Raw genomic sequence first — 24,560 nt, 5'->3', positions numbered from 1 at the left:
TTCAAAAAGAAATTTTTTTAGGATAGAAAATCTTTTTGATGAGGAAAATTTTAGGGTGCTTACAAAAACAAAAGTAGACTGATCGCCATGAGTACCATGCCAGCAATGATGCCCCAAAGCGTGAGGCGTTGGCTGCCGTATTCGTTGGCGGTTGGGATGAGCTCGCTGAATGAAATGTAAACCATAATTCCTGCAACACTCGAGAAGATGAGTCCGAAAAAGTGTTCGTCCATTAAATTTTTAAAAATAAAATATCCTACCAGTGCCCCGATTGGCTCTGCCAAACCAGAAAGAAACGAATATATAAATGCCTTTTTTCTGCTTTTGGTTGCGAAATATATTGGGACGGCAACCGCAATTCCTTCGGGGATATTGTGTATGGCAATAGCGATGGTGATGCCAACACCGTATGCAGGATCTGCCATGGCGCCCATAAAGGTAGCCAGCCCTTCCGGAAAATTATGTAACCCCAAGGCCAATGCAGCTAAGAGCCCCATTCGCATCAATTTTTGATTACTTGGAGCGTTTTCGTCTTCTGTATGAATCTGATTTTCGGGTAAGAAACGATCGAGAAAAGCGATGAAGAAGATTCCGACAAAAAATCCGGTTACGGTATAAATGGAAGCAGTTTTTTGATCGTAGATATTTTCTAATGACAGACGAGCTGTCGCCAAAATTTCGACAAACGAGACGTAGATCATCACCCCTGCAGAAAATGCTAATGCTGCGCAGAGGAATTTTGGGTTGAATCGTTTGTACACGACACTCAATAAGCTCCCGATTCCGGTGCAAAGTCCTGCTATGAGGGTGAGCGAGAAAGCCAAGAGTACGTTCGATTCCATTTTTATTTTACAAAATCTTTTAAATGCAAATACATTGCTTGGGTGGGTAAACCCATCACGGTGAAATAGTCACCTTCTATTTTTTCGATACCGATGAGTCCGATCCATTCTTGTATGCCGTATGCGCCTGCTTTGTCGAAAGGTTGATATTGCTGGATGTAAAAATCAATTTCTTCTTCGCTTAACGTTCTGAAAAACACTTTGGTTTCTTCGGTAAAGCTAATTTCTTTTTCTGTGCTTTTTAGCGTAACCGAGGTGAAGACTGAATGAGCTTTGCCCGAAAGTTTTTTCAGCATGTTGCGTGCTTGGTCTTCGTTCGACGGTTTTTCAAGCGATTCGTCATCCAGCCAAACAGTAGTGTCGGCGGTGATAAGGATTTGGTTTTCCTTCAAATCGGGATAACTATTAGCTTTTTTAGTAGCCAAAAAAGCCGTGATTTCGCCGGCTTTGTATTGTTGGCGATCGAAACTTTCGTTGATGTCAAGTGAAATGGTTCGGAAGGGAATATCCAGTAACCACAACAATTCTCGGCGACGAGGCGATTGTGATGCTAAAATAATTTCGTAATTGGCAAGATTAGGTAGAGGAAATGTGCTCATTGTTGGTGTACCATTTGTTTTGAACTTTGAGAATTTGCTCGAGCAAATCTCTTACGCAACCTTTTCCACCATTTTCGGGTGAGATGTATTCTGTCATTTTTCTTACATCCATGCATGCATCGTTGGGGCAAGCCGATAGTCCGACTTTCTGCATCACAGCAATGTCTGGATAGTCGTCTCCCATGTAGGCAATTTCATCTGGATCCAATCCGTAGCTGAACACCAAATCTTCGAACGCATCCAATTTATCTTGGGCGTTTGTGTAGATGTCGTTAATGCCCAAGTACTTCAAACGATCGACCACGGCTTTGTCGTTTCCACCTGTGATTACGGCAATTTTCAAACCTTGTTTTTGTGCTAGTTTTATGGCGTAACCATCACGGCAATTCATGCTGCGAACCATTTCGCCTGTCGGCAATAATAAGAGCGAATTGTCTGTCAGTACGCCATCTACATCTAAAATTACGGTTTTGATGTGGTTCAGTTTTTCTTTATAGCTAATCATGTCCGTAAGTGCGTTTGATCGATTTTGTTAATACTTGGTATATTTCTAATAATCGCGAATCGTTTTGCAATACTTCTAGGTGACGATTGATGATGATGTGGTCGTTTCTTCTGGCAGGTCCAGTTTGAGCTTCGAATGGTTCTAAGTCTTCAATTTTGTCGGCGGTTTCTTCGATTAGCGGTTTCAAAACATCGAACGGAATATTGTTTTGTTTGCATATATCGCCTGCGATGTAGTAAAGATGATTGACAAAATTGTTTGCCCAAACGCCGCACATCTGAATTTGCATTCGTTTTTCGTAGGGCAAGACATGCACTTCATTCGAGATTTTATCCGCCAATTTTACCAAAGAAAGTTCGTCTTCTTTACATTCTGCTTCAATGAAAAAAGGAATCTCATCGTAACGTAACCGACGATTTTTTGAAAATGTTTGCAGCGGATACAATACTCCTTTTCGATAATCACCTTTCAGCACAGCCATGGGGCTAGAACCAGAAGTATGCACCACCAAAGTGTCATCGAATGGGATGTAATGTGAAAACTCTTCGATTCCAGAATCGGCTGCCGCAATGATGTATAAATCGGCCTTTTCTAATTCAGAAATCTTATCGGTATAGGGGATACGATGAGCTTCACCAATTTCCTTTGCGTTTTCTAATGTTCGGTTGAATATTTGCCTTACGTTGAAAGTATTTTCGATAAGCGCTCTGGTCAAATGAAAAGCAACATTGCCTGCACCAAGAATTACAATTGATTTCAAAATACATAGATTTTAAGATTAAGCAAAAATAAGAAACTTGTTCGACTTTTATTGTAAAGAAAATACTATGAAAATTTTTTAATCGATTCGTGTAACAAATGATAAAAATTGGCGTCTAATAGATAAAACGCAATGAAATCCTTTGGGTTTATATATTGTATAACAAGGTATTATATATTTTAGACACATGAAAATCAGAAAGTTATCGCTAGTTGTTTTGTTTAGTTTATTATCGTATTCAACCTTTGCCCAAGAAACAGCTAAGATTTCTGGTAGAGTTTTGAATGAACAAAACGAAAATCTTGCACTTGTAAATGTTGTATTGTTTCATCCGACGACCAATGAATTTGTTGCAGAAGTAAATTCTGACGAACAAGGGTATTTTGTGGTAGAAGATGTGGCAGACGGAACCTACAAAATCCAAATCATCGAGTTTGGGTATCAACCTTATGAGCAGTTGGTAGAGGTGAAAGACGGACAGCTGAACATGGGTGAAATTCGCCTAAAAACGGAGAATTCACCGGCCATCGAATTGAAGGGAGCCTTCATACGTGCGCAAGTTTCAACCTATCGCACAGATCTAGACAAGCGCGTGGTAGAAGTCGGAAACGATTTGGTAAGTGCTGGGACAGATGCTGCTGCAATTTTGAATAATATTCCTTCGGTGAATGTAGATCAACAAACGGGCGCAGTGTCTTTGCGTGGTAACGAGAATGTTCGGGTTTATGTAGATGGCAAACCGTCTTCGTTGTCGGCAGATCAATTATTGAAACAAATTCCATCCAACCAAATTCAACGAGTAGAGATTATTACCAATCCTTCGGCAAAATATGAGGCAGATGGAAAATCGGGTATCATCAATATTATCTTGATCAAACAGCGCAACAAAGGCTATAATGTAGGATTGAATACTGGCGTAGAGTATGGGCGAAAATTGCGTTATACCAATTCGGTGAATGCCAATATCAATGTTGGCGATTTCAACTTATTTGGAAATTACAATTACAATCATCGACCAACTATTCATCATGGTGAAATGGTGAATTATACTAGAAACGAAGTTCAGGATTTCGAAATCAAAAACAAGGCGAAAACCATCAGCTATAAATTAGGTTTCGACTGGTTTATTAACGACAAAACGGCGCTCACCATTTATACCAATCAATACAACAACAATTGGAGCGGTAGTTTTGATTACGACATTCTGAGAGCGGGAAATAAATATATCAACACCTCGAAAATCAATTCTGATTTCGATGCGCAAGATTATAGTTTGAATTTCAAGCGTGACTTCAACAAAGACGATCACAGCCTGACACTCGATGCTTTCTATTCTAAAGCCGATACACCCGACAAACGATTGATGACCGACGAGTATCCGGTTTTGAATAGTTATTTTGAAAATCGTTTCGATGAAACCTCCAATACGCGAGTGAATTTGGATTATGTAAATCAAATCATCGATGGAGGAAAAATTGAGGCTGGAATTCAATTTAGACAAGAACAAAAAGACAATGTATTCGATTCGAACAAAATCATCTACGATGCGAATGGAAATGTAATGGTCGACACCAACGGAAATCCGATTTACCAAGGTGCGAGCTTCGATTTTACCCGCAACTTCTATTCGGCATATGTGAATTATAAGCAAAAATTCGATAAATTTGGTTTTCAAGTTGGGGTGCGTGCCGAGCAAACCGAAGATGACGTAAATTATACCATAACGCCAGATGATGCTGGTACCTACAAACGAGATTATTTAGATTTCTTCCCTTCGGCTTATGTTACTTACGACATGACGCCCAAAACCCAATTGATGTTGAATTATAGTCGTCGTATCACAAGGCCGGGAATTTATCAATTGACGCCTGTGCCGAAATGGTCTTCGCCAATGATGTCGAATCAAGGAAATCCGAATTTATTACCAGAATACACAGACGCTTACGAATTTGGACTACAACAACAATTGGCAAAAGGCGGTCTCAACTTCAACGCTTTTTACCGTCATACCACAGACAATATCATGTTCAGTTCGCAAGAAAACCCAGACGTACCTGGACAGATAATCCAGACTTCGGAAAACTACGATAAGACCGATGAATATGGCTTGGAGGTGAGCTTCAATTACCGTTGGGCAAAATGGTTCTCGATGTTTTTGGCCGGCGATTGGACCTCGATGAACTTCTTCAATACCAATATGCAAACCCTGCAAAACGAAGAAATGCGAACCAATCGTTTCACAGGACGCATGAGCAATACGTTCACCGTTTCACCAAATTTCAGTATTCAGAATTTTGCGTTCTATCAAGGGCCGTTCGAGAATTTTCAAGGTAAAATGAAAGAAATGTGGCGTATGGATTTGGGAGTTCGGTATACATTTATGGATGGAAAAGCTAGCGTGAATGCTCGCATGAACGACTTATTCAAAACCATGAAAGCGAGCTTCGATATGGTAAGACCGTACGATGCAACTGGATTTTTCCAATGGGAATCGAGAACATACTACTTAGGCTTCCAATACAATTTTGGAGGAAAGGTGAGAACCCGTAGAGAAGTTCAACAAAATCAGACCCAATCAGGTGGTGGAATCAGCTTACAATAATTTCTCCTTTTATTAATATATCTTTAATAATGTTAATATCGCTCAATTTGAGCGATATTTTTTGTTGTATTCTAATCTTTTATCTCTAATTTTGCATTCCCAAAAACAACAAGAAAATAATTATCATGGCAAATAACATTACATTTACAATGATCAAACCCGATGCTGTAGCAAAAGGTCATATTGGTGATATCTTGAAAGACATTACAGATGCTGGATTCAAAATAAAAGCAGCAAAGATGACACAATTGGCAAAGCAAGATGCAGAAGCTTTTTATGCGATTCACAAAGAGCGACCTTTCTTTGGTGAGTTGGTTGCATTTATGACTTCGGGACCAATTGTAGCAGCGGTTTTAGAAAAAGACAATGCGGTTGAAGATTTCCGTACCCTGATCGGTGCTACCAATCCGAAAGAAGCAGCAGAAGGAACAATCCGTAATAAATATGCCGAATCGATTGATGCCAATGCAGTACACGGGTCGGATAGTGATGAGAATGCAGCTATCGAAGCCGCTTTCCATTTTGCAGCAAGAGAAATTTTCTAATGCATGCCTTTCGGCTCATTAGACACAAAATACTTTGATCCCTTTTGTCGAAAAAAGGGATTTTTTTATGGCTTTTCATTATCTTTATGCCAAAGTAGCATAAAAAGCAGTAATCTGAATCATGAAAAAAAACACATTAGCACTTATCGTTTTACTTGGTATTAACTTTTGGTCTTGTGGCAAGCAAGAGTCCAGCATACAAGAGGTAGACCTGCCTACGCCAGCAGATTCCATCCAAATAGATTCTGCCACAACAGAAGCAGTGGTGGTAGAACAACAAGAAGATTTTCATGGGAAGTTCGATCATCAAGATCCGTTGACGTATAGCATTACCCTCAATCCGGATAATACTTATGTATACAAAACCATAGACGACAAGACCAAAGAAGAATTGTTTACAACAGGTATTTATACCATACAAGACGATGGCAGGACGTTGATGTTGGACAATGTGGCGGTGGGTCCCAATACTTTTCGTATAGAGGGAAATCAGTTGATAGAACTTGATGAAAAATTCCAACCGAAAAAATCAGACGGAAAGGTAAATTATATCCTGATCAAAAAATAATTGAGTTGTAATGATAAGCATTGTAGTAGCGGTCTCCAGTAATCATGTAATTGGTAAAAACAACCAATTGTTGTGGCATTTGCCAGACGATTTCAAGCATTTCAAAAATATCACCACGGGGCATCCCATTATCATGGGTAGAAAGACCTATGAATCGATTGGAAGACCTCTGCCAAATCGTATCAATATAGTCGTTACACGTGATCAGCAGTTTTGTGCAGATGGAATAGTGGTAGCGTTTTCGTTGAAGGCTGCCTTAGAAAAAGCCCTTGCGTTAGACGATGAGGTGTTTGTAATTGGTGGAGGCGAATTGTATCGGCAGGTAATCGATATGGCAGATAAAATTTATTTGACCGAGATACATCATGAGTTCGACGGCGACACTTTTTTTCCAGAGTTGGATGAAAATAATTGGGAAGAAATAAGCAGAGCCCATCATGATAAGGATGAAAAGCATCAATACAGTTTCGATATTATAACCTACCAAAGAAGCTAAAAAAAGGTTCCAAAATCTGGAGCCTTTTTTGTCTTTTAATGCGAAATACTTTCTAATTCTTCTGGCTTGTGCTTATGTTTGAAGATGATAGCAAACAAAACGGTAACTACCAACGCATAAGCAGCAAAAATGTACCAAGATGTACGCCAGCCTTCTAGTTGCATGCCCAAATCTTCGTGCGCAAATACATAATGATTTACAATGCCTTGGGCAACCAACATCCCGATTGTAGCCCCGAAACCGTTGGTCATCATCATGAAAACGCCTTGAGCAGAAGATCGAATTTTCTGATCGGTTTCACTGTCGACAAATAAAGAACCCGAAACATTGAAGAAGTCGAAGGCAATACCATACACTATCATCGACAATACAAACATCCAAACGCCAGACCCTGGGTCACCCATACCAAACAACCCGAATCGCAATACCCAACCAATCATGGCCATGAGCATCACAATTTTGATTCCGAATTTTCTTAAAAAGAAAGGAATCAATAAAATACACAAGGTTTCAGAAACTTGTGACAACGAGATCAAGGCATTGGCGTTATTTGCTCCCCACGTATTGGCGTATTCTGGTATGTTCTTGAAGGAGGTGATAAAAGGATTGGCATAGCCATTGGTTATTTGTAATGATACCCCAAGCAACATCGAAAAGATAAAAAAGATAGCCATTTTTCGATCTTTGAAAAGTGAAAAAGCTTTCAGACCAAAAGCTTCAGAAATGCTCTGTTTCTCCGAAGTTTTACTGATCGGACAATTCGGAAGGGTAAAACTATACAAGAATAAAATTATTCCTAAAATGCCCGACACATAAAATTGATAGTAACTCGATTGGAAACTTTCGAAACCAGAATTATGAGAAAAATTAAAACCAAAAGATCCATTTTCCAATCCAGAGAAATTTACAAACAACATCGCACAGATAAAACCTACCGTACCAAAGGTTCGGATAGGAGGAAATGCTTTGATCGGATTGAGGTTGTTCTGTTTCAAGATGTTGTAAGCCGTAGAATTGGACAAGGCAATGGTCGGCATGAAAAATGCGACGCTTAAAGAATAGAGTGTAAACATGCTTGCAAAATCAACATTTGCGCCCGCCGTATAGCCATAATATCCGGTTGCGATGATAAAGATGGCAGCAATCAGATGATTGAGTCCCAACAAGCGCTGGACCGGAATCCATCGATCGGCAACAATACCCATAATTGCAGGCATAAAAATCGAAACAATCCCTTGCATGGCATAGAATAGCCCAATTTTTGGGCCCAACCCTATAGAACCCAAATAATTTCCCATCGAGGTAAGGTAAGCTCCCCAAACAGCGAACTCTAAAAAGTTCATGACGGTAAGTCGTAATTTTATAGACATAGTGCTGAGTAAGATTTAATTTGTCCTTTTGTCTAATTCGTCTCGATAGCGTGCCGCCATCTCGTAATCTTCTTCCATTACAGCTTTTTTCATAGCCTCTTCCAATTCGCTATCGGTCCATTCCGAATAGTCTATATCTGCTGTAATCGTACTGATTTCGTCTTCTATTTGCTGTATGGCTTGGTTGATGCTTTCTTCCTCTTCTCGTATTTCTTCTAAGTGAATGCCAGCTTTTTCTACCACTTCTGTATACGCATAGATTGGTGCAGAGAATCGAATTGCCAAAGCGATAGCATCCGAGGTTCTAGAATCTATCTCGGCAACCTGTCCTTTGTCGTCTACAAAAACAATGTTAGAATAGAAAACGCCATCTTCTAGTTTGTAGATGTATACCGCTTTTACATTGAACTGAAATTCTTTTCCGAGCGAAAGAAATAAATCGTGGGTGAGCGGACGTGGCGGCGTGATATCTTTCTCTAAAGCCAAAGCAATAGATTGAGCTTCGAAACTCCCGATAATAATGGGTAATTTGCGGCCACCAACTTCTTCTTCCAAAATCAAGGCGTAGGCACCAGTCTGTGTCTGGCTGTAAGAAATGCCTTTGATGATTAATTTTATTACATGATTCATTAGATGGTAAAATTATCAAAATCTTATGAAATTTAAAAAAAATAAAAAAATCCGAATCATCGAGGTAATTCGGATTGTAACACTTTTAAAATTAAATTATTATGCTAAACCTTTCAGTTTTTTGATTTCTTCGGTTAGTTTCGGAACCACTTCGAAAGCGTCACCAACAATACCATAGTCTGCTGCTTTGAAGAAAGGCGCTTCTGGATCATTGTTGATTACAACAATTGTTTTGGAACCATTTACACCCGCTAAATGCTGAATGGCACCCGAGATTCCAACTGCGATGTACAAGTTTGGCGCGATGGCTTTTCCTGTTTGTCCTACGTGTTCTGCGTGAGGTCTCCATCCGATATCGGCTACAGGTTTCGATGAGGCTGTTGCTGCACCTAAAACATCGGCCAACTCTTCTATCATACCCCAGTTTTCTGGACCTTTCAAACCGCGACCTGCAGAGACTACGATTTCTGCTTCTTTCAAGTCGAGTTTACCAGTAGATGCTTCTTCTATGGCTTCTACTTTTACTTTTGCGTCTGCCTCTGATACAGCTACCGAAACGCTTTCTTCGGTACCGCTTACTGCATTTTCTTTTACACCAAATGCATTTTGTAATACGGTGATTACTTTTGCTCCTTCTATGGATACAGTCTCGATACCTTTACCAGAAAAGGCTTTGCGGTCTACCGTGAATGGCGCTAACGACGATGGTGCTTTTTCTACATTGGTTACCAAAGCAGCATTCAATTTCAAAGACAAAAGAGGGGCTATTGATGATGAATCGTTGGTCGATGGTAAAACAACGGTTTCTGCACCATTTACAACTTCTGCAATTGCTTTAGCATATAGAGAAGCGTCAAAGTTTTTCAGTGCTGCGTTGTCTACTTTAACTACTTTCGATGCACCATGTTGGTATAAGTTTTCTGAATTTTCTGTTGGGTTGAAAGCGATTGCCGTTACGGTATCGCCAGCCAAATCAGCGATAGCTTTTCCGTATGAAACAGCTTCTAAAGCTGCTTTTTTATAGTGTCCGTTATGGGTTTCTGCAAATACAAATATTGCCATTGTTCTAATTTTTTTAGGGTGAATAATTAGATTGCTTTCGCTTCTTCGTGTAACAATCTTACCAATTCTGCAACGTTGTCTTTATCGACCAAGGTTACATTACCACGCGATGCAGGTTTTTGATAACCTACAACCGTAATTTTAGAAGTCGTTTCTTCTGCTGCAACTACGTTGATTTGCTTTGTACGCGCTTGCATGATTCCGCGCATGTTTGGAATTCTAAGGCTTGCTTCGTCTACCAAACCTTTTTGCCCAGCGATTACCGCAGGTAGAGCAACGGTAGATTTTTCTTTTCCACCATCGATTTCACGGGTTACTTTTGCTGTATTTCCCTCCAAATCGATTCCGATAGCACCGTTTACAAAGGCATAATCCAAAAGTCCTGCCACCAATCCTGGTACTGCACCACCGTTGTAATCGATTGATTCTTTACCGGTTAAGATAAAATCGTATCCTCCTTCTTTGGCTGCTTTTGCAATTTGTGTAGCAACAAAGAAATCGTCACGTGCATCGGCGTCTACACGAATACCGTCGTTGGCACCAATAGCCAACGCTTTGCGCATTACAGGTTCTACGCTTGCATCTCCTACGGTGAGAATTGTAACCGTAGCGCCTTGTGTTTCTTGTAATTCAACAGCGCGTGTCAAACTGAATTCATCGTGTGGGTTGATCACAAATTGTACTCCGTTTTTATCGAATTCTTTTCCGTCCGAAGTAAAGTTGATTTTTGCTGTAGTATCTGGTACACTACTTATACAAACTAATATCTTCATTCTAATGATTTTTAATATGTTTTATATTATTTCTTTCGCTAAAATACAAAAAAGATTTTATTATGCAAGCATAATAAATTTATTTCTTTGTTAAGCCTTTTTCCTCGGCAGATAATTGTCTGTTATATACTCTATTCGATACGATTACGCTCAATTCGTACAAGAGTGTGAGCGGAATGGTGGCGACAAACATGCTCAGGATATCGTTGGGTGTAAGTGCTGCTGCAGCAACCAAAATGACCACAAATGCGTGTTTGCGGTAGGTGCGTAAAAAAAGTGGTGTGAGCAAACCAATCGAAGTGAAAAAATAAACAAAAACTGGCATCAGAAAAATAACGCCCATCGACAGTAATGTTTGCACAAAAAGGTTGATGTATTTGGGTAAAGTCCAAGTGTTTCCAACGCCAAAAGGGTCGTAGGTGAATAGAAATTGGGTAGATAATGGCAATAACATATAATAGCTAAATAAAACGCCGGCTAAAAAGAAAAAAGTGATGGCTAGCACAGTTCCCGAAGCATTTTTGCGTTCGTTTTCGTTGAGTCCAGGTTTAACGAATTTCCAAATTTCGTAGATAATATAAGGTATTGCAATGATGAGTCCGCTCACCAAAATTGCCATGATCTGCGAGGTGATTTGCCCCGATGGGTCTAAGTTGGTCAGATCTTTTGAGATGTCAAATTCTTCGGTGTACAAATCGCCGATTCCCGATAAATTACCCAAGAAGTTGAAAAATTTAAAGGTAGCAAAATCCGATTTTAAGGGCGCCATGATGACGTGATCTACCAAAAATCGCCAAAAAAATGCCACTAAAATGGCTGCGATGAGGATGGCAATTGCAGATCGTACCAAATGTCCTCTGAGTTCGCCTACATGTGCCAAAAACGACATGTCGGCTGTGTTGTTTTTATCTTTCGTCTTCATCATTCAATTCCTTCCGCTAAAATCGAGTGTACATCAAGTATACCATAATATTTTGCTTGGTCGTCAATCACAATCAATTGGCCTATGCTGTATTTTCTAATGAGTTCGAGTGCGTTGGTCGCCAATTCGTTTTTGTTGATGATTTTAGGATGCAAACTTGCAATATCTTTTGCGATAAGCATATCCAGGTTTTGTTCTTTCATCAACATACGGCGCAAGTCGCCATCGGTAATCACGCCCAAAACGCGCTGATTTTCATCTTCTATTACTGTGACGCCTAATTTGCCCGATGTCATCGAATTGATGACGTCCTTTATGCTAGAATCTATTTTTACGCTAGGCTTTTTGGTAGGATCTACAATGTTTTCTACCCTCCAAAGCAAACGCTTTCCCAACGCACCTCCTGGATGAAAAGTAGCGTATTCAGTGCGTTGAAAATCTCGGATTTCCATCAAGGCTACCGCCAAAGCATCGCCCATTACCAATTGGGCTGTGGTGCTCGAGGTGGGGGCAAGGTTAAATCGCCCCGACTCTTTCTCCACGGCTACTTCCAACACAATATCGGCGGTTTTGGCGAGTGCAGATTGGGTGTTCCCGGTTATGGCAATCAGCTGTGAGGCTCGATTCTTCAGTAGGGGTGCAATGTATTTTATTTCGGGGGTGTTGCCACTATTCGAGATGCATAGCGCAACATCTTCAGATTGTAAAAGTCCTAAATCTCCATGTATCGCCTCCGACGCGTGCAAAAATTGGGTAGGAGTGCCAGTGGAATTCAGCGTTGCTACAATTTTCTGTGCGATGTGTGCACTTTTCCCTATCCCACAGATGACCAATTTTCCTTTAGTGTTAAAAATCGTTTCAACCGCTTTCTCAAAAGAATCACTTATTCGGTCTGCAATCCTATTTAGTTCCTCAATTTCTTCTCGGAAAACCTGTTGAGCAACTAATGTTAAATTTTTATTTTTCAAAACTAAAGTTTATGGTAAATAGCTTAATTATGTGTATCTTTATACTCCTTTCTTGTTTCGGTTTAATGGGTAGAATGAATAAATATTCATCGCCCAAATATACGGTTTAAAATTTATTTTTTATTTTTAAAAAGATAAGGAAACGAAATTTGCATTAACTTATTATAATGGAAACTCAAATGAGGGATTTAACTTCCAGTCTCAAAAAATTTTTTGGTTATGACCAATTCAAAGGTCAACAAGATGAAATCATTCAAACCTTAATGAATGGTGAAGATGTTTTTGTACTGATGCCAACAGGTGGTGGTAAATCGCTGTGTTATCAATTGCCGGCACTGATGTCTGAGGGTGTAGCCATCATTGTATCGCCGCTTATCGCCCTGATGAAAAATCAAGTAGATGCGATTAGAGGATTGTCGAATAACGAAGTTGCGCATGTGCTGAATTCTTCTCTCAACAAGTCTGAAACCAAAAAGGTGATGGACGATATAAAAGCAGGGACAACCAAAATGCTGTATGTAGCGCCAGAATCTTTGACCAAAGAAGAATACATCGATTTTTTCAAATCGGTTTCCATCTCTTTCTTTGCGATAGACGAAGCACACTGTATTTCGGAATGGGGGCATGACTTCCGTCCAGAATATAGAAACCTGAAAAATATCATTCAAAAAATAGGCAGCGCACCCATTATTGCACTTACGGCAACAGCAACGCCAAAAGTACAAGAAGATATACAGAAAACTTTGGGCATGCAAAACGCAAAGGTTTTCAAAGACTCGTTCAATCGACCAAATTTGTATTACGAAGTACGACCAAAAGTCAATCAAGACAAACAAATTGTAAAATACATTCGTCAGCATGCTGGTAAATCGGGTGTAATCTACTGTTTGAGTCGTAAAAAGGTAGAAGAATTGACGCAATTGTTACAAGTAAATGGTATAAAAGCAATTCCTTACCACGCAGGCTTAGATGCCAAAACCCGAAGCAAACATCAAGACATGTTTCTCATGGAAGAGGTAGATGTAGTGGTGGCGACCATCGCTTTCGGAATGGGAATCGACAAGCCCGATGTGCGTTTTGTAATCCATTACGACATCCCGAAATCTTTAGAAAGCTATTACCAAGAAACTGGACGTGCAGGTCGCGATGGAGGCGAGGGCGAATGCATAGCTTTTTACGATTACAAAGACATCGAAAAGCTAGAAAAATTTTTGGCAAGCAAACCTGTCGCAGAGCGAGAAGTAGGTTTGCAATTACTTAACGAAGTTGCCGCCTATGCCGAAACCTCGATGTCGAGACGTAAATTTTTGTTGCATTATTTTGGAGAAGAGTTCGATGAAAATCATGGTGCAGGAGCAGATATGGACGACAATCGACGCAATCCAAAAGAGATGATCGACGTGACAAATGATGCAAAGCAAGCCATAGAAATTGTAAAACTGACCAACCAAAAGTTGAAAATAAATGATTTGATCAACGTTTTAGAAGGTAAAGAAAGTTCAATCACCAAGTCGTTCGATCTGCAAAACAAACCATTCTTCGGCATCGGTAAAAGTCAGAAAGATTATTACTGGAAATCCATCCTTCGTCAATTGATCGTGAACGATTATCTAAGCAAAGACATCGAAACTTATGGAGTCATTAAACTGACCGAAAAAGGCGAACGGTTTTTACAAAATCCAGTAAAATTCGAAATTGCAGAAGATGTAGATTATAAAAAATTGTTAGACGAAGGCAAAAAGAACGAAGATCCGGTGGCAGCACCAGCAGTTTTCGACGATAAACTCTTTAAATTGTTGGATGATTTACGCAAGAAAATTGCCAAAAAACACCAATTACCACCGTTTGCAGTATTCCAAGAAGCCAGCCTCAACGATATGACGATGCAATACCCAACCACCTTGGCAGAATTGCAAAATGTATTTGGCGTTGGCGAAGGAAAAGCTAAAAAATTCGGGAAAGATTTTGTTGAACTCATCGCCCGATATGTCGAAGAAAACAACATTACTCGTCCAGATGACATGGTCATCAAGCAAGTTGCCGACAAAGCCAGTCACAAAGTCTACATCATCCAATCTACCGACCGCAAAATGGACCTGAACGATGTGGCTGTTGCCAAGAATTTGAGTATGGAGGATTTGCTTTCTGAAATGGAAAGCATTGTGTATCAAGGTACAAAGTTGAATATCAATTACTATATAGATGAGGTGTTGGATGAAGATCAGCAAGAAGAGATTTACGACTTCTTGATGGAGTCCGACAGCGATTCAATGGCGGTTTTACTCAAAGAATTTGGTGAGGATTATGAGGAAGAAGAATTGCGATTGATGCGAATCAAATTCATCAGTGAAGTTGCAAATTAGACAACAGAAAAACCAAAATAAATCCAAAGTTTCTTAACTTTGGATTTTCTTTTTAAACAATATTCTTTCAAATCGAATGACAAACAAAGCTATATTATTGATTTTAGACGGTTGGGGGATCTATCCAGACCCAGAAGTTTCGGCCATCGAAAAGGCTAAAACACCCAATATTGACCGTTTGATAAGCCAATACCCCAACAATACGCTCGACACCTTCGGATTAGCCGTTGGCTTGCCAGAAGGGCAGATGGGAAATTCAGAAGTAGGACACATGAATTTGGGCGCAGGGCGTGTCGTTTTTCAAAATTTGGTACGCATCAATATGGCGGTAGAACAGCATACCCTTCTACAAGAACCCGTTCTAAAACAAGCCTTTCAATATGCTCTAGATCATTCAAAAAAAGTACATTTTATCGGATTAGTTTCCGATGGCGGAGTGCATTCGCATATCAATCATCTCAAAGGTTTGCTCAGTGCTGCTCATGAATTTGGTTTGCAACAAAATGTTTTTGTGCATGCTTTCACAGATGGTCGTGATTGTGATCCTACCTCAGGAATCGGCTTTATTACGGCGCTGCAAGAGCATATGCAACAAACAATTGGCGAGTTGGCAAGTGTTACAGGACGCTATTATGCGATGGATCGTGACCAGCGTTGGGAGCGGGTAAAATTGGCGTACGATGCCATGGTTCACGGTTTGGGCGAACGAACTCAGAACGTTACGGCGGCAATACAAAATGCTTATGATGCCCAAATAACCGATGAGTTTTTGAAACCTATAATCCATACCGATGAAGGGGGCAATCCGATTGCTATTATCGAAAACGACGATGTGGTGATTTGTTTCAATTTCAGAACAGATCGTGGTCGGGAGATTACAGAAGTGTTGACGCAGCGTGATTTTCCTGAATTTCAGATGTTTAAATTGAATTTGAATTATATTACCATGACCGAATACGACAAGACATTCGAAGGAGTGAAAATCATTTTCGACGATGGGATGATTTCCAATACCTTGGGCGAAGTGCTCGAGTCGAATGGTAAAAAACAAATACGAATTGCCGAGACCGAAAAATATCCGCACGTTACCTTTTTCTTTTCTGGAGGAAGAGAAGTAGAATTCCAAGGCGAAAAAAGAATATTAAAGCCTTCGCCTCGTGACGTTGCAACCTATGATCTGAAACCCGAAATGTCGGCTTATGACCTCACCAATGAAATCATCCCCGAAATAGAACAAGAATCGGCAGATTTTATTTGTATGAATTTTGCAAATACCGATATGGTCGGGCATACCGGCGTGTTCGAAGCTGCTGTAAAGGCTGCAGAAGTTGTGGATGAATGCGTTGGGCGAATTGTACAAACGGCGTTGGAGCACGATTATACCTTATTCATTTTGGCCGATCATGGCAATTCAGACTACATGAAAAACCCAGACGGTTCACCCAACACGCAACATTCTACCAATCAGGTGCCTTTAATAGTGGTCGATCGTCACAAACATTGGCACGTATCGCATGGCAAATTGGGAGATATCGCACCTTCTATTTTACATGTGATGAATATTTCAATTCCGAGCGAGATGACTGGAAATATTATTGTAACTTGAAAAATTAAAAACCAAAACTAAACCATAAACAACACAAAACACAGTATGAATTCAAAAATAATCGCAGTAGATTTCGACGGAACCATTGTAGACGATAAATATCCTGGCATAGGAAAGCCAAAATTGTTTGCGTTCGAAACTTTGAAAAAATTACAAAACGATGGGCATCGATTGGTTCTTTGGACCTATCGTTGGGGAGAAAGATTGGACGAAGCGGTACAATTCTGTAAAGAAAACGGTATCGAATTTTACGCCATAAATTCTAGCTTCGAAGGCGAGGTGTTCGATTTGGAAACGCAAAGCAGAAAAATCAACGCAGACCTTTTCATAGACGATCGAAATTTGGGCGGTTTTCCTGGTTGGGGCGAAGTCTATCAGATTATTACCAAAAAAATAGAATTCAATCTGCATAATGGGGTAGAAAAACCCAAAAAGAAAAAAAGAGGATTTTTTAGATTATGATCATTTTAAAAACTCAAGAAGAATTAGAACTCATGTACCTCAGTGCTCAATTGGTTTCTAAAACCTTGGGCATGTTGGCAAAAGAAATAAAACCAGGCGTTACAACCAATCACCTCGATAAATTGGGCGGAGAGTTTATCCGCGACCATGGCGGCTATCCAGCCTTTCTCGGGATGTATGACTTTCCCAAAAACCTTTGCATCTCACCCAACGAGCAGGTGGTGCATGGCATACCAAACGATGTGCCATTAGAAGACGGCGATATCGTATCGGTAGATTGTGGCGTGTACATGAACGAGTTTTATGGCGACCACGCCTATACCTTTGCGGTGGGCAACATCGACCAAAAGACAGAACAATTGCTACGCGTAACCAAAGAATCGTTGTACAAAGGCATAGAACAAATGCGTAAAGGCAACCGCATAGGCGATATAAGTCACGCAATACAACAACACTGCGAGCAATATGGTTACGGAATTGTGAGAGAATTGGTCGGACATGGTTTGGGTAGAACCATGCACGAAGATCCGCAAGTGCCCAACTACGGAAGAAGAGGAACAGGAAAACGATTAGAAGACGGAATTGCGCTTGCTATAGAGCCCATGGTGAACATGGGAACCGAAAAGGTAAAATTTCATAAAGACGGTTGGACTGTCACTACGCGAGACAACCAATATTCGGCGCATTTCGAGCACGATGTGTGCATCGTAAACGGACAACCAAAATTGTTGTCAACTTTTCAATACATCTACGACGCATTGGGAATCGAGAGCGACGAAGAAAAACCCTATCTATTTAAATCCTAAGCATAGGAATGAAAAAACTTTTCAAACAATTGATCAACAGCATTCCTCGTCCGATACTTATCCGACTGAGTTATGTTGTGCGTCCAATATTGGTTTGGTTTCTTAAAGGTAACCGCTATTACGACCCCATAGACGGGCAGGGCTATTACAAGATGTTACCCTATGGCTACGGAAAACAAAGAGATAATGTATTGGCGCCAGCAACTTTTTCTTTAGAACGCCATCGGTTGATGTGGTTGTATTTGATCAACGAAACCAATTTTCAAACTGCCAAACTCAAGGTCTTGCATATCGCACCCGAACAGGCATTTTATAAAATGTTTCGAAGAATGCGAAATCTCGAATACATTACTTCGGATTTAGAATCACCCTTAGCCGATGTAAAAGCCGATATTTGCGATTTGCCTTTTGGTGACGATACTTTCGATGTTATTTTTTGCAACCATGTATTAGAGCATATTCCAGACGATCATCAAGCCATGCGCGAGTTGTTTCGGGTGATGAAACCAAGCGGTTGGGGCATTTTTCAGGTGCCGATTAGTTATCAACTACCCGAAACCTACGAAGATCCGACCATCACATCCAAAGAAGAACGAAAAGAAAAATTTGGGCAATACGACCATGTAAGAGTCTACGGATTAGATTATTATCAGCGGTTAGAAAATGCCGGATTCGTAGTCGATAAAGTAGACTACACCAAGCAAATAAAAGCCGAAGAAGTCATACGCTATTGTTTAGAAAAAGGCGAAATACTCCCCGTCGTGCGTAAGCCATTTACCTGAAATAAACTTAATCTGCTAGCCTGTTGAATGCAAAAATGATGTTTCGGTTTTACTCAACGTCCGAATTGAGGTAGCTGAATGAAGCATCAAATCCTGGTCACTGATCCCTCAAATCGTTCCCTGAGGCTCTCGAAGTGACCTTTTAGGAAATGACTTATAGACTTCTAGGCTTCGGGACTTCGAAAACCTCAGCCGCCTCATCCCTCGAACTTCGCAAAGAGACTCCGGCATCTAAATCGCTGGCGTTAAGAAAATCATTTTCATGGAGTAATAGAATGAATTACCGACCGTAGGGGAGTGATTTAATTCATTCCCGAAGTGAAAAGGATTTTTAGCCAAAACGATTTACAGCCTTAATTTTTTGGTTACTTTTTTATCAAGAAAAAAGTAATAAAATAAACCTTCATACCCTTATCATATGTGCTGGTTGATTCGCTATAAAAATATAGCTTCTTGCTTTTTCAAGCGAATGACTTTCGTTCTAATTAGTTAGTCTAAAGTATTGATTTTCGTTACAAACGAAACTTAAAAAATTTTTAAAACCTACGCATTTCTTCGTTTTTGCCGATTGTCTTTCTTACATTTGGCAGAGAATAGTTTACACTATGATGCTCAAAAAACAACGCATACAATTCATCATCAACGAGTTGGAAAGGTTATACCCCAATCCTCCCATTCCGTTGGATCATCAAGATGCTTTTACCTTGCTTATTGCGGTTTTGCTTTCGGCTCAGACAACCGACAAAAAGGTAAACGAAGTGACTCCCGAACTCTTTGCTCGAGCAGCAAATGCCAAGGCGATGGCAAAATTAGAGGTAGAAGAAATCAAACACTACATCAGGCAGATTGGTTTGTCGAACAACAAGGCAAAACACATCAAGCAATTGTCCGAAATTTTGGTAGAAAAATACGATGGCGAAGTGCCCTCTACATTCGAAGAACTCGAGCAATTACCTGGAGTTGGGCACAAAACGGCCTCGGTGGTGATGGCGCAATGGTTTGGTGAGCCAGCCTTTCCGGTCGATACCCATATTCACCGTTTGATGAAGTTGTGGAAATTGACCAAAGGCAAAAATGTAGCAGAAACTGAACGCGATGCAAAGTCAATCTTTCCGAAATCGCATTGGAACAAGTTGCACATCCAAATCATCATGTACGGAAGAGAATATTCGCCAGCGCGAGGTTGGTCGATAGAAAAAGATTATATAACCAGAAGAATTTTCGAAAAAATGATTTTTAAGAAAAATAATATTTACCAAGGAAGTAGAGCAAGACAAGCATTGTACGATGTGTGCTACAAAGCAAATGGAATCAAGAAACCAATTCTGATTTTCTGTCACGGTTTCAAGGGATTCAAAGATCATGGATGTTTCGATCTGATGGCGAAGTTTTGGGGCGAGCATGATTTTGCTTTCATCAAATTCAATTTCTCTTACAACGGTACAACCTTAGACGACCCGATGAATTTTGGAGATTTAGATACCTTTGGTGAGAACAATTACACCACAGAATTAGACGATTTGGACATCATCATCAGTAAAGCGATGGCAGGCGAATTGATTCCGTCGGATGAAATTGACCCGAATCAGCTCTTTCTTATGGGGCATTCGCGTGGCGGCGGAATTACCATACTCAAAGGTATAGAAGATCCTCGAGTAAAGAAATTCGTTACCTTGGGTGCAATTTCGGACCTCAACCGTTTCCGAACCTATCCCAAAGAAGCTCTCGAAGCTTGGAAAGAAAGTGGAGTGTATCGTTTCGAGAATCTAAGAACCAAACAAATGATGCCTTTACATTATCAGTTTTACGAGAATTTTATCGAAAATGAAGACCGCTTGAGTATCGAAAAGAATTTGGCACGTCTCGACAAACCCTATCTCAACCTGCACGGTGACGAAGATGAATCGGTAAATGTGAGCGAAGCCAAAGCGATAAAACAATGGAACGACGATGTCATTCTGAAAATTTTGCCCAATTGTAATCATGCTTTCGGTTCACAGCACCCTTGGGAATCTGATGAAATGCCAGCCGTATTCGTCCAAGCAATGGAGGCAGCCTTGGCATTTTTTGCAAGTTGATGTTGTTTAACCTTTTTTATCAGGCTATGATTCCCGAAATCGGTCACTGAGGTTCTCGAAAGAAAAACTGGTATCTAAATCGTTGGCGTTAAGATAATCATTTTCATGGAGCAATAGAATGAATTACCGACCGAAGGAAGCGATTTAATTCATTCCCGAAGTGAAAAGGATTTTTAGCCAAAACGATTTACAGCCTTGATTGCTTGTGCTGAGCCTGTCGAAGTATTTGGTTACTTTTGTATCAACAAAAAAGTAATAAGATAAACATTCATACTTATCATGCAAAGCCTCTCGAAGTGACCTTTTAGGAAATGGGTTTCGTGGGCTTCGAGTCCTCACAGTCTCCAAAACAACTTTATGATTAAAACTTATACCTCAAATTGAGCAACAAATAACGCCCGATAACTTCTTTTTGAGTGGTTTGGGTATAATTATCATTGAACGAGTTGGTGTACAAAATATCGTTACCCAACAAGTTTCCGCCGATGAGCGTAAGGGTCGTTTTCTTGGCAATATTATAGCGCACAGATGCATTTAATTGTTTCGCCTCGTTGATGAGATCGCCGTTTCGGTACTGAAAAAGGTAATTAAAATCAGACAGAATCAACCATTTGTCCAAGAGACTCCAAGCGAATTCTAAATGGGGTTGCCAAGTTTTGAAACTTTGTTTGGAGGTCGATTCATAATCGTTGAGCATCAGCTTCAATCCGGCTGTAATTTCTACTTTCTTTTGAATGGTGAAAATATTTCTCAGATTATAGAATTGCGAAAAAATAGTGGTATTGGTCAATTGATCAAGCAACGTTTGGTTGTCTCTCAATCGAATCAATGTAAAATAATCTGCATGCGATATATTGCTGTTGACTCGCAGATTGTAAGTTTTAGAAAAACGTTTCGAAATAAATAAGTTAGCATTCCAAGTTTTCTCATTTTCTGGACTATTGATCAAGGTGGTCTGTTGATCCAAAAATCCATTTTCGAACACCGAAGCTGTTTGTATCGAGTTTTCGCGCACGGTGTAGCCCAGGTTTGCATACAAACTGAAAAACGAAAACGAGTTGAAGTATTGATAACTCAAATTAGATTGATGCGTTTTGCTTGGCATGAGTGCCGTGTTTCCGTAAAAAATAGCATAATAATTATTCAATCGGTACATCGGATTCAGATCGATAATCGAGGGATAATTATAATCTTGATTGTACACCAAAGTTATGTTTTGAGCATTCGAGATGTTGTACGTGGCTTGCGCATGTACTAACATTTTGGTGTCGTTGCGTTTTTCATTGGTCAGATAATCAATCGCATATCGAATATGATGCAGCCCAGCACCCAAATCGAGTTGCAGTTTGTCGATTTTTTTGGTCAATGTAGCGTCTAAATAATACTGTTGATAATCGAAGTCGGTATTCCCAGTGATGTAATCGCCCTCGACCACGTTTCCGTTACCAAAAGTTGTGATGTCCATGCCTTGCTTACTGAAATTAGTTCCACCTTTCAGTTTCAGATTGGCAGTATTGGTCAAGAGATGGTTGTAAACGGTATAGAATTGCAACGTGTTTACGCGGGTTTTTCTAATGTTTTTCAGGTCGGTAAAATTGGTGTTATAGACCGTAGATAGAATAGGATTGCTTGCGTTGATCCACAAATCGGGTTGTTCTTCTTGGTATTGATGACGCAAATAAAATCCGATATTATGATCGCTTCCAACTTTTTGAATATAGCTTAGATTCTGAGAAATCGAACTATTCTTGCGCAAATTCTTCACCTTTATATTCGAATAGAAATCATGGTTTCTGTACGATTCTAAACTTTGTTCCAAATCGCTATCGGTATGATTATAGTTCAATCGATATTTCAATTGTCCTTTTTGGGTTGGCGAATAATCGAGTCGAACTCTCCCCATCACCGAAGTTACATTTTGGGTGTTGGTCTCGTTGTCGCGTTCGTACTGTTCTTTATTCAAATTATAAAAACGTTCGGTGAGCTGTTTGTACCGAATGTTGTTCCCGGTAAGCATCCCAAATCCTGTAACGGTCAGTCGTGGGTTCACTTCGAAGCCAGCATGAGTAGCAGCTGTGAAGGTGTTCATTTCACGAGCTTTTTCTTGGGAACCTAAAAAAAAGAATGTGCTGTTGGCCGATCGTAATGAGTAGATGCTACCTTCCGAATTGAATTCGGAGAAACCGCCAAAAAAGCTAAAATAATCTTCTTGGTCGAATACCTGTTTGCCATAGGTATTGAAATCTCCGATCAGGGTGGCATCTGTTTTTTTACTAAAATAAAAGGTTTTCGATTGTGCATCGGCGTGTTCATCGGCGTTGCCACCAATGGTGAAGTTCCCGAAAGCCAGATTTTTCTTGTCTTCTTTCAGCTCGATATTCAACGAAAATTGTTCGTCTTCTTGAAGCGAAGATGCAAACGGATTGGCTTTGAATTTCTTGTTGAGCTGGATTTTGTCTACGGCATCAGACGGTAGATTTTTGTTGAGGAGTTTGGTGTTTCCGCCCAAAACTTCTCGTCCGCCCACGGTAATCGTGGTAATTTCTTTACCGTTGTGGTAAACTTTACCGTTTTCGACCACAATGCCAGGAAGTTTTTTCAAAATATCTTCCAAGACCTCTTCGTTTCCAACCTTGAATGAGTCTGCATCGTATTCGATGGTGTCGCCTTTGATTTTTATAGCTTGTTTTGCATTTACAATGGCTTCTTTCAGGTTGATTGATTCGCCTTGTTTGAGTCTGATTTTGAGGTTTTGGTTGCTGCGCAAATCAACTTTTTCGATGTGCAATTCGTGACTCGCGTGTTCGATCTCTATTTCGTAATCTGCCGCACATGGAGCCGAAAGCTGAAACAGCCCTTCCTTGTCAGAATAGGTAAAGCCTACGCCCTCGTTTTGCGCGTTGAACAAGGAGACTGTGGCATCGGTTACGGGAATTCCCGAGTCGTTTTGCAAAGCACCTTTCAGCGTGCACTCTTGTGCGAAGATGGTGATTTGGGCAAATAGCCCTAAAATAAAGATCAGTTGAGTTTTCATGTATAGTTTTTGGTTGAATATCAATCTTTGTCTACTCCTTGATTCATTTGTTCCCTAAAATTTTTCTCCCAAATGCGCATTTCATCCTCGTATTCTTTCATGGTATAAGTTTTCTTTTCGGTCGGAGGGTTTATTTTTACAGGCTTATCGGTGATATTCAACTCTTTCAGTTGGATGCTAAAATCGGCTTTATCGTTTTTAGACTCAACTTTTACGATAAGTCCTGGCAAACCCCAAAAGCGTTCTGGTCCATCTTTGATATTTATTTGTGTTGCGTACCAGGCAGTTACAGGAATACTGTCGTTGATGATGCCCGTAGCTTTGGTCACATCGTAGCCATTGATTTTCGATTTTTCTCGGCTTATTTTCCAATCAAAATTGGTTAATTCGTCCTTTATTTGGTAGCGCTTACCAAAAATATCGTAGAGTTTGGTGTACTCGTTTTTGTCTAAGAATTTGTACATGGGCTCTTTATCCATCATCGTCATCATTTGTACAACCTGTGCCGAAATAGAATTGTCGTTGCTGATTTTTTCTATCAATTTATAAACCGATTGCTTTCCGTCAGACGTCAGGGTGTAATCTACATAAATCCCCTCTTTGTTGATAGCCTCTAAATTTTTTCTGGCTTCTGCCTGAAACGATTTCGGAACGTTTTTCAGGGTCTCTTCAACATTCAAATTGATGGTCATCACATAGCTGGCTTCTATGTTTTGCTGTTGTGCATGCGTTGCCGTAAGGCTCCCAATGCTTAGCATTAAGCTGAAAATGAAATTTTTCATGACTT

At 40.1% G+C, this 24,560-nt stretch carries 21 protein-coding genes and 1 pseudogene; 10 read left to right on the top strand and 12 right to left on the bottom strand.

Annotated elements, in window-relative coordinates:
• Positions 1 to 59: 59 nt before the first annotated feature.
• The 4 genes from zupT to BN8061_RS02455 are packed head-to-tail and all read right to left on the bottom strand — an operon-like array spanning position 60 to position 2,706.
• Positions 60 to 842, bottom strand: coding sequence for a zinc transporter ZupT (gene zupT / locus BN8061_RS02470; RefSeq protein WP_068596186.1), 783 nt, complete (start codon positions 840 to 842; stop codon positions 60 to 62).
• 2 nt (positions 843 to 844) lie between these two features.
• A complete protein-coding gene (locus tag BN8061_RS02465) occupies positions 845 to 1,441 on the bottom strand; it encodes a Maf family nucleotide pyrophosphatase (RefSeq protein WP_068596184.1) in 597 nt (198 codons plus the stop codon).
• Entirely contained in the window at positions 1,419 to 1,946 is a 528-nt protein-coding gene (locus tag BN8061_RS02460) for a KdsC family phosphatase (protein ID WP_068596183.1), read from the bottom strand. The genes BN8061_RS02465 and BN8061_RS02460 overlap by 23 nt, the downstream gene beginning before the upstream one ends.
• Positions 1,939 to 2,706 carry a Rossmann-like and DUF2520 domain-containing protein gene (locus BN8061_RS02455; RefSeq protein ID WP_068596181.1) on the bottom strand — a complete coding sequence of 256 codons (768 nt, stop codon included), beginning with the start codon at positions 2,704 to 2,706 and terminating at the stop codon, positions 1,939 to 1,941. Before BN8061_RS02455 ends, BN8061_RS02460 begins: the two co-directional genes overlap by 8 nt.
• A 187-nt stretch (positions 2,707 to 2,893) precedes the next feature.
• On the opposite strand from BN8061_RS02455, the gene BN8061_RS02450 reads away from it, so the two are divergent.
• The 4 genes from BN8061_RS02450 to BN8061_RS02435 all read left to right on the top strand — a co-directional run bounded on the left by BN8061_RS02450 (position 2,894) and on the right by BN8061_RS02435 (position 6,917).
• Positions 2,894 to 5,308, top strand: coding sequence for a TonB-dependent receptor (locus BN8061_RS02450; protein ID WP_068596178.1), 2,415 nt, complete (start codon positions 2,894 to 2,896; stop codon positions 5,306 to 5,308).
• Between the two features lie 125 nt (positions 5,309 to 5,433).
• Positions 5,434 to 5,853: a nucleoside-diphosphate kinase gene (locus BN8061_RS02445; protein ID WP_068596176.1), complete on the top strand. Its 420-nt coding sequence runs from the start codon at positions 5,434 to 5,436 to the stop codon at positions 5,851 to 5,853.
• A gap of 121 nt (positions 5,854 to 5,974) precedes the next feature.
• A complete protein-coding gene (locus tag BN8061_RS02440) occupies positions 5,975 to 6,421 on the top strand; it encodes a copper resistance protein NlpE N-terminal domain-containing protein (protein ID WP_068596174.1) in 447 nt (148 codons plus the stop codon).
• A gap of 10 nt (positions 6,422 to 6,431) precedes the next feature.
• Positions 6,432 to 6,917 carry a dihydrofolate reductase gene (locus tag BN8061_RS02435; RefSeq protein ID WP_068596172.1) on the top strand — a complete coding sequence of 162 codons (486 nt, stop codon included), beginning with the start codon at positions 6,432 to 6,434 and terminating at the stop codon, positions 6,915 to 6,917.
• Between the two features lie 35 nt (positions 6,918 to 6,952).
• On the opposite strand, the gene BN8061_RS02430 is transcribed toward BN8061_RS02435, so the two are convergent.
• The 6 genes from BN8061_RS02430 to BN8061_RS02405 all read right to left on the bottom strand — a co-directional run bounded on the left by BN8061_RS02430 (position 6,953) and on the right by BN8061_RS02405 (position 12,642).
• On the bottom strand, positions 6,953 to 8,287 hold the full coding sequence (locus BN8061_RS02430; protein WP_068596170.1) for an MFS transporter: 1,335 nt from the start codon (positions 8,285 to 8,287) through the stop codon (positions 6,953 to 6,955).
• 15 nt (positions 8,288 to 8,302) lie between these two features.
• Complete coding sequence (locus BN8061_RS02425) at positions 8,303 to 8,917, bottom strand: bifunctional nuclease family protein (protein WP_068596169.1); 615 nt, start codon at positions 8,915 to 8,917, stop codon at positions 8,303 to 8,305.
• A 99-nt stretch (positions 8,918 to 9,016) separates the two neighbouring features.
• Positions 9,017 to 9,979 carry an electron transfer flavoprotein subunit alpha/FixB family protein gene (locus BN8061_RS02420; RefSeq protein WP_068596167.1) on the bottom strand — a complete coding sequence of 321 codons (963 nt, stop codon included), beginning with the start codon at positions 9,977 to 9,979 and terminating at the stop codon, positions 9,017 to 9,019.
• A gap of 26 nt (positions 9,980 to 10,005) precedes the next feature.
• Positions 10,006 to 10,752: an electron transfer flavoprotein subunit beta/FixA family protein gene (locus tag BN8061_RS02415; RefSeq protein WP_068596164.1), complete on the bottom strand. Its 747-nt coding sequence runs from the start codon at positions 10,750 to 10,752 to the stop codon at positions 10,006 to 10,008.
• 79 nt (positions 10,753 to 10,831) lie between these two features.
• On the bottom strand, positions 10,832 to 11,677 hold the full coding sequence (gene tatC, locus BN8061_RS02410) for a twin-arginine translocase subunit TatC (protein WP_235802668.1): 846 nt from the start codon (positions 11,675 to 11,677) through the stop codon (positions 10,832 to 10,834).
• The gene (locus BN8061_RS02405; RefSeq protein WP_068596161.1) at positions 11,674 to 12,642 is read right to left on the bottom strand and encodes a KpsF/GutQ family sugar-phosphate isomerase; all 969 of its coding nucleotides are present in this window, start codon (positions 12,640 to 12,642) and stop codon (positions 11,674 to 11,676) included. Before BN8061_RS02405 ends, tatC begins: the two co-directional genes overlap by 4 nt.
• Positions 12,643 to 12,809: 167 nt before the next feature.
• Between BN8061_RS02405 and recQ the strand changes: the two genes are divergently transcribed.
• The 6 genes and pseudogenes from recQ to nth form a co-directional block, all read left to right on the top strand.
• Positions 12,810 to 15,005 (top strand): DNA helicase RecQ, encoded by a 2,196-nt coding sequence (gene recQ, locus BN8061_RS02400; protein ID WP_068596159.1) that lies wholly within the window; start codon positions 12,810 to 12,812, stop codon positions 15,003 to 15,005.
• A 76-nt stretch (positions 15,006 to 15,081) separates the two neighbouring features.
• Entirely contained in the window at positions 15,082 to 16,611 is a 1,530-nt protein-coding gene (gpmI, locus tag BN8061_RS02395) for a 2,3-bisphosphoglycerate-independent phosphoglycerate mutase (protein ID WP_068596157.1), read from the top strand.
• A 45-nt stretch (positions 16,612 to 16,656) separates the two neighbouring features.
• Positions 16,657 to 17,073, top strand: coding sequence for a BT0820 family HAD-type phosphatase (locus BN8061_RS02390; RefSeq protein WP_068596155.1), 417 nt, complete (start codon positions 16,657 to 16,659; stop codon positions 17,071 to 17,073).
• Complete coding sequence (gene map, locus BN8061_RS02385; protein WP_068596153.1) at positions 17,070 to 17,879, top strand: type I methionyl aminopeptidase; 810 nt, start codon at positions 17,070 to 17,072, stop codon at positions 17,877 to 17,879. The genes BN8061_RS02390 and map overlap by 4 nt, the downstream gene beginning before the upstream one ends.
• Positions 17,880 to 17,887: 8 nt before the next feature.
• Complete coding sequence (locus tag BN8061_RS02380; protein WP_068596152.1) at positions 17,888 to 18,661, top strand: class I SAM-dependent methyltransferase; 774 nt, start codon at positions 17,888 to 17,890, stop codon at positions 18,659 to 18,661.
• Positions 18,662 to 19,269: 608 nt separating this feature from the next.
• A pseudogene (gene nth / locus BN8061_RS02375) lies at positions 19,270 to 19,890 on the top strand (endonuclease III); the annotation flags it as partial.
• A gap of 1,210 nt (positions 19,891 to 21,100) precedes the next feature.
• Here the strand turns inward: nth and BN8061_RS02370 are convergent.
• Both BN8061_RS02370 and BN8061_RS02365 read right to left on the bottom strand, forming a co-directional pair.
• Positions 21,101 to 23,773: a TonB-dependent receptor gene (locus tag BN8061_RS02370; protein WP_068597865.1), complete on the bottom strand. Its 2,673-nt coding sequence runs from the start codon at positions 23,771 to 23,773 to the stop codon at positions 21,101 to 21,103.
• Between the two features lie 20 nt (positions 23,774 to 23,793).
• On the bottom strand, positions 23,794 to 24,555 hold the full coding sequence (locus BN8061_RS02365; protein ID WP_094745828.1) for a GLPGLI family protein: 762 nt from the start codon (positions 24,553 to 24,555) through the stop codon (positions 23,794 to 23,796).
• Positions 24,556 to 24,560: the final 5 nt, after the last annotated feature.

It is taken from the genome of Vaginella massiliensis (assembly GCF_900089075.1).
In the GTDB taxonomy this organism is placed as follows: domain Bacteria; phylum Bacteroidota; class Bacteroidia; order Flavobacteriales; family Weeksellaceae; genus Weeksella; species Weeksella massiliensis_A.
The sequence above is the reverse complement of the archived record's forward strand: the minus strand, read 5'-3'. Positions and strand labels throughout refer to the sequence as shown.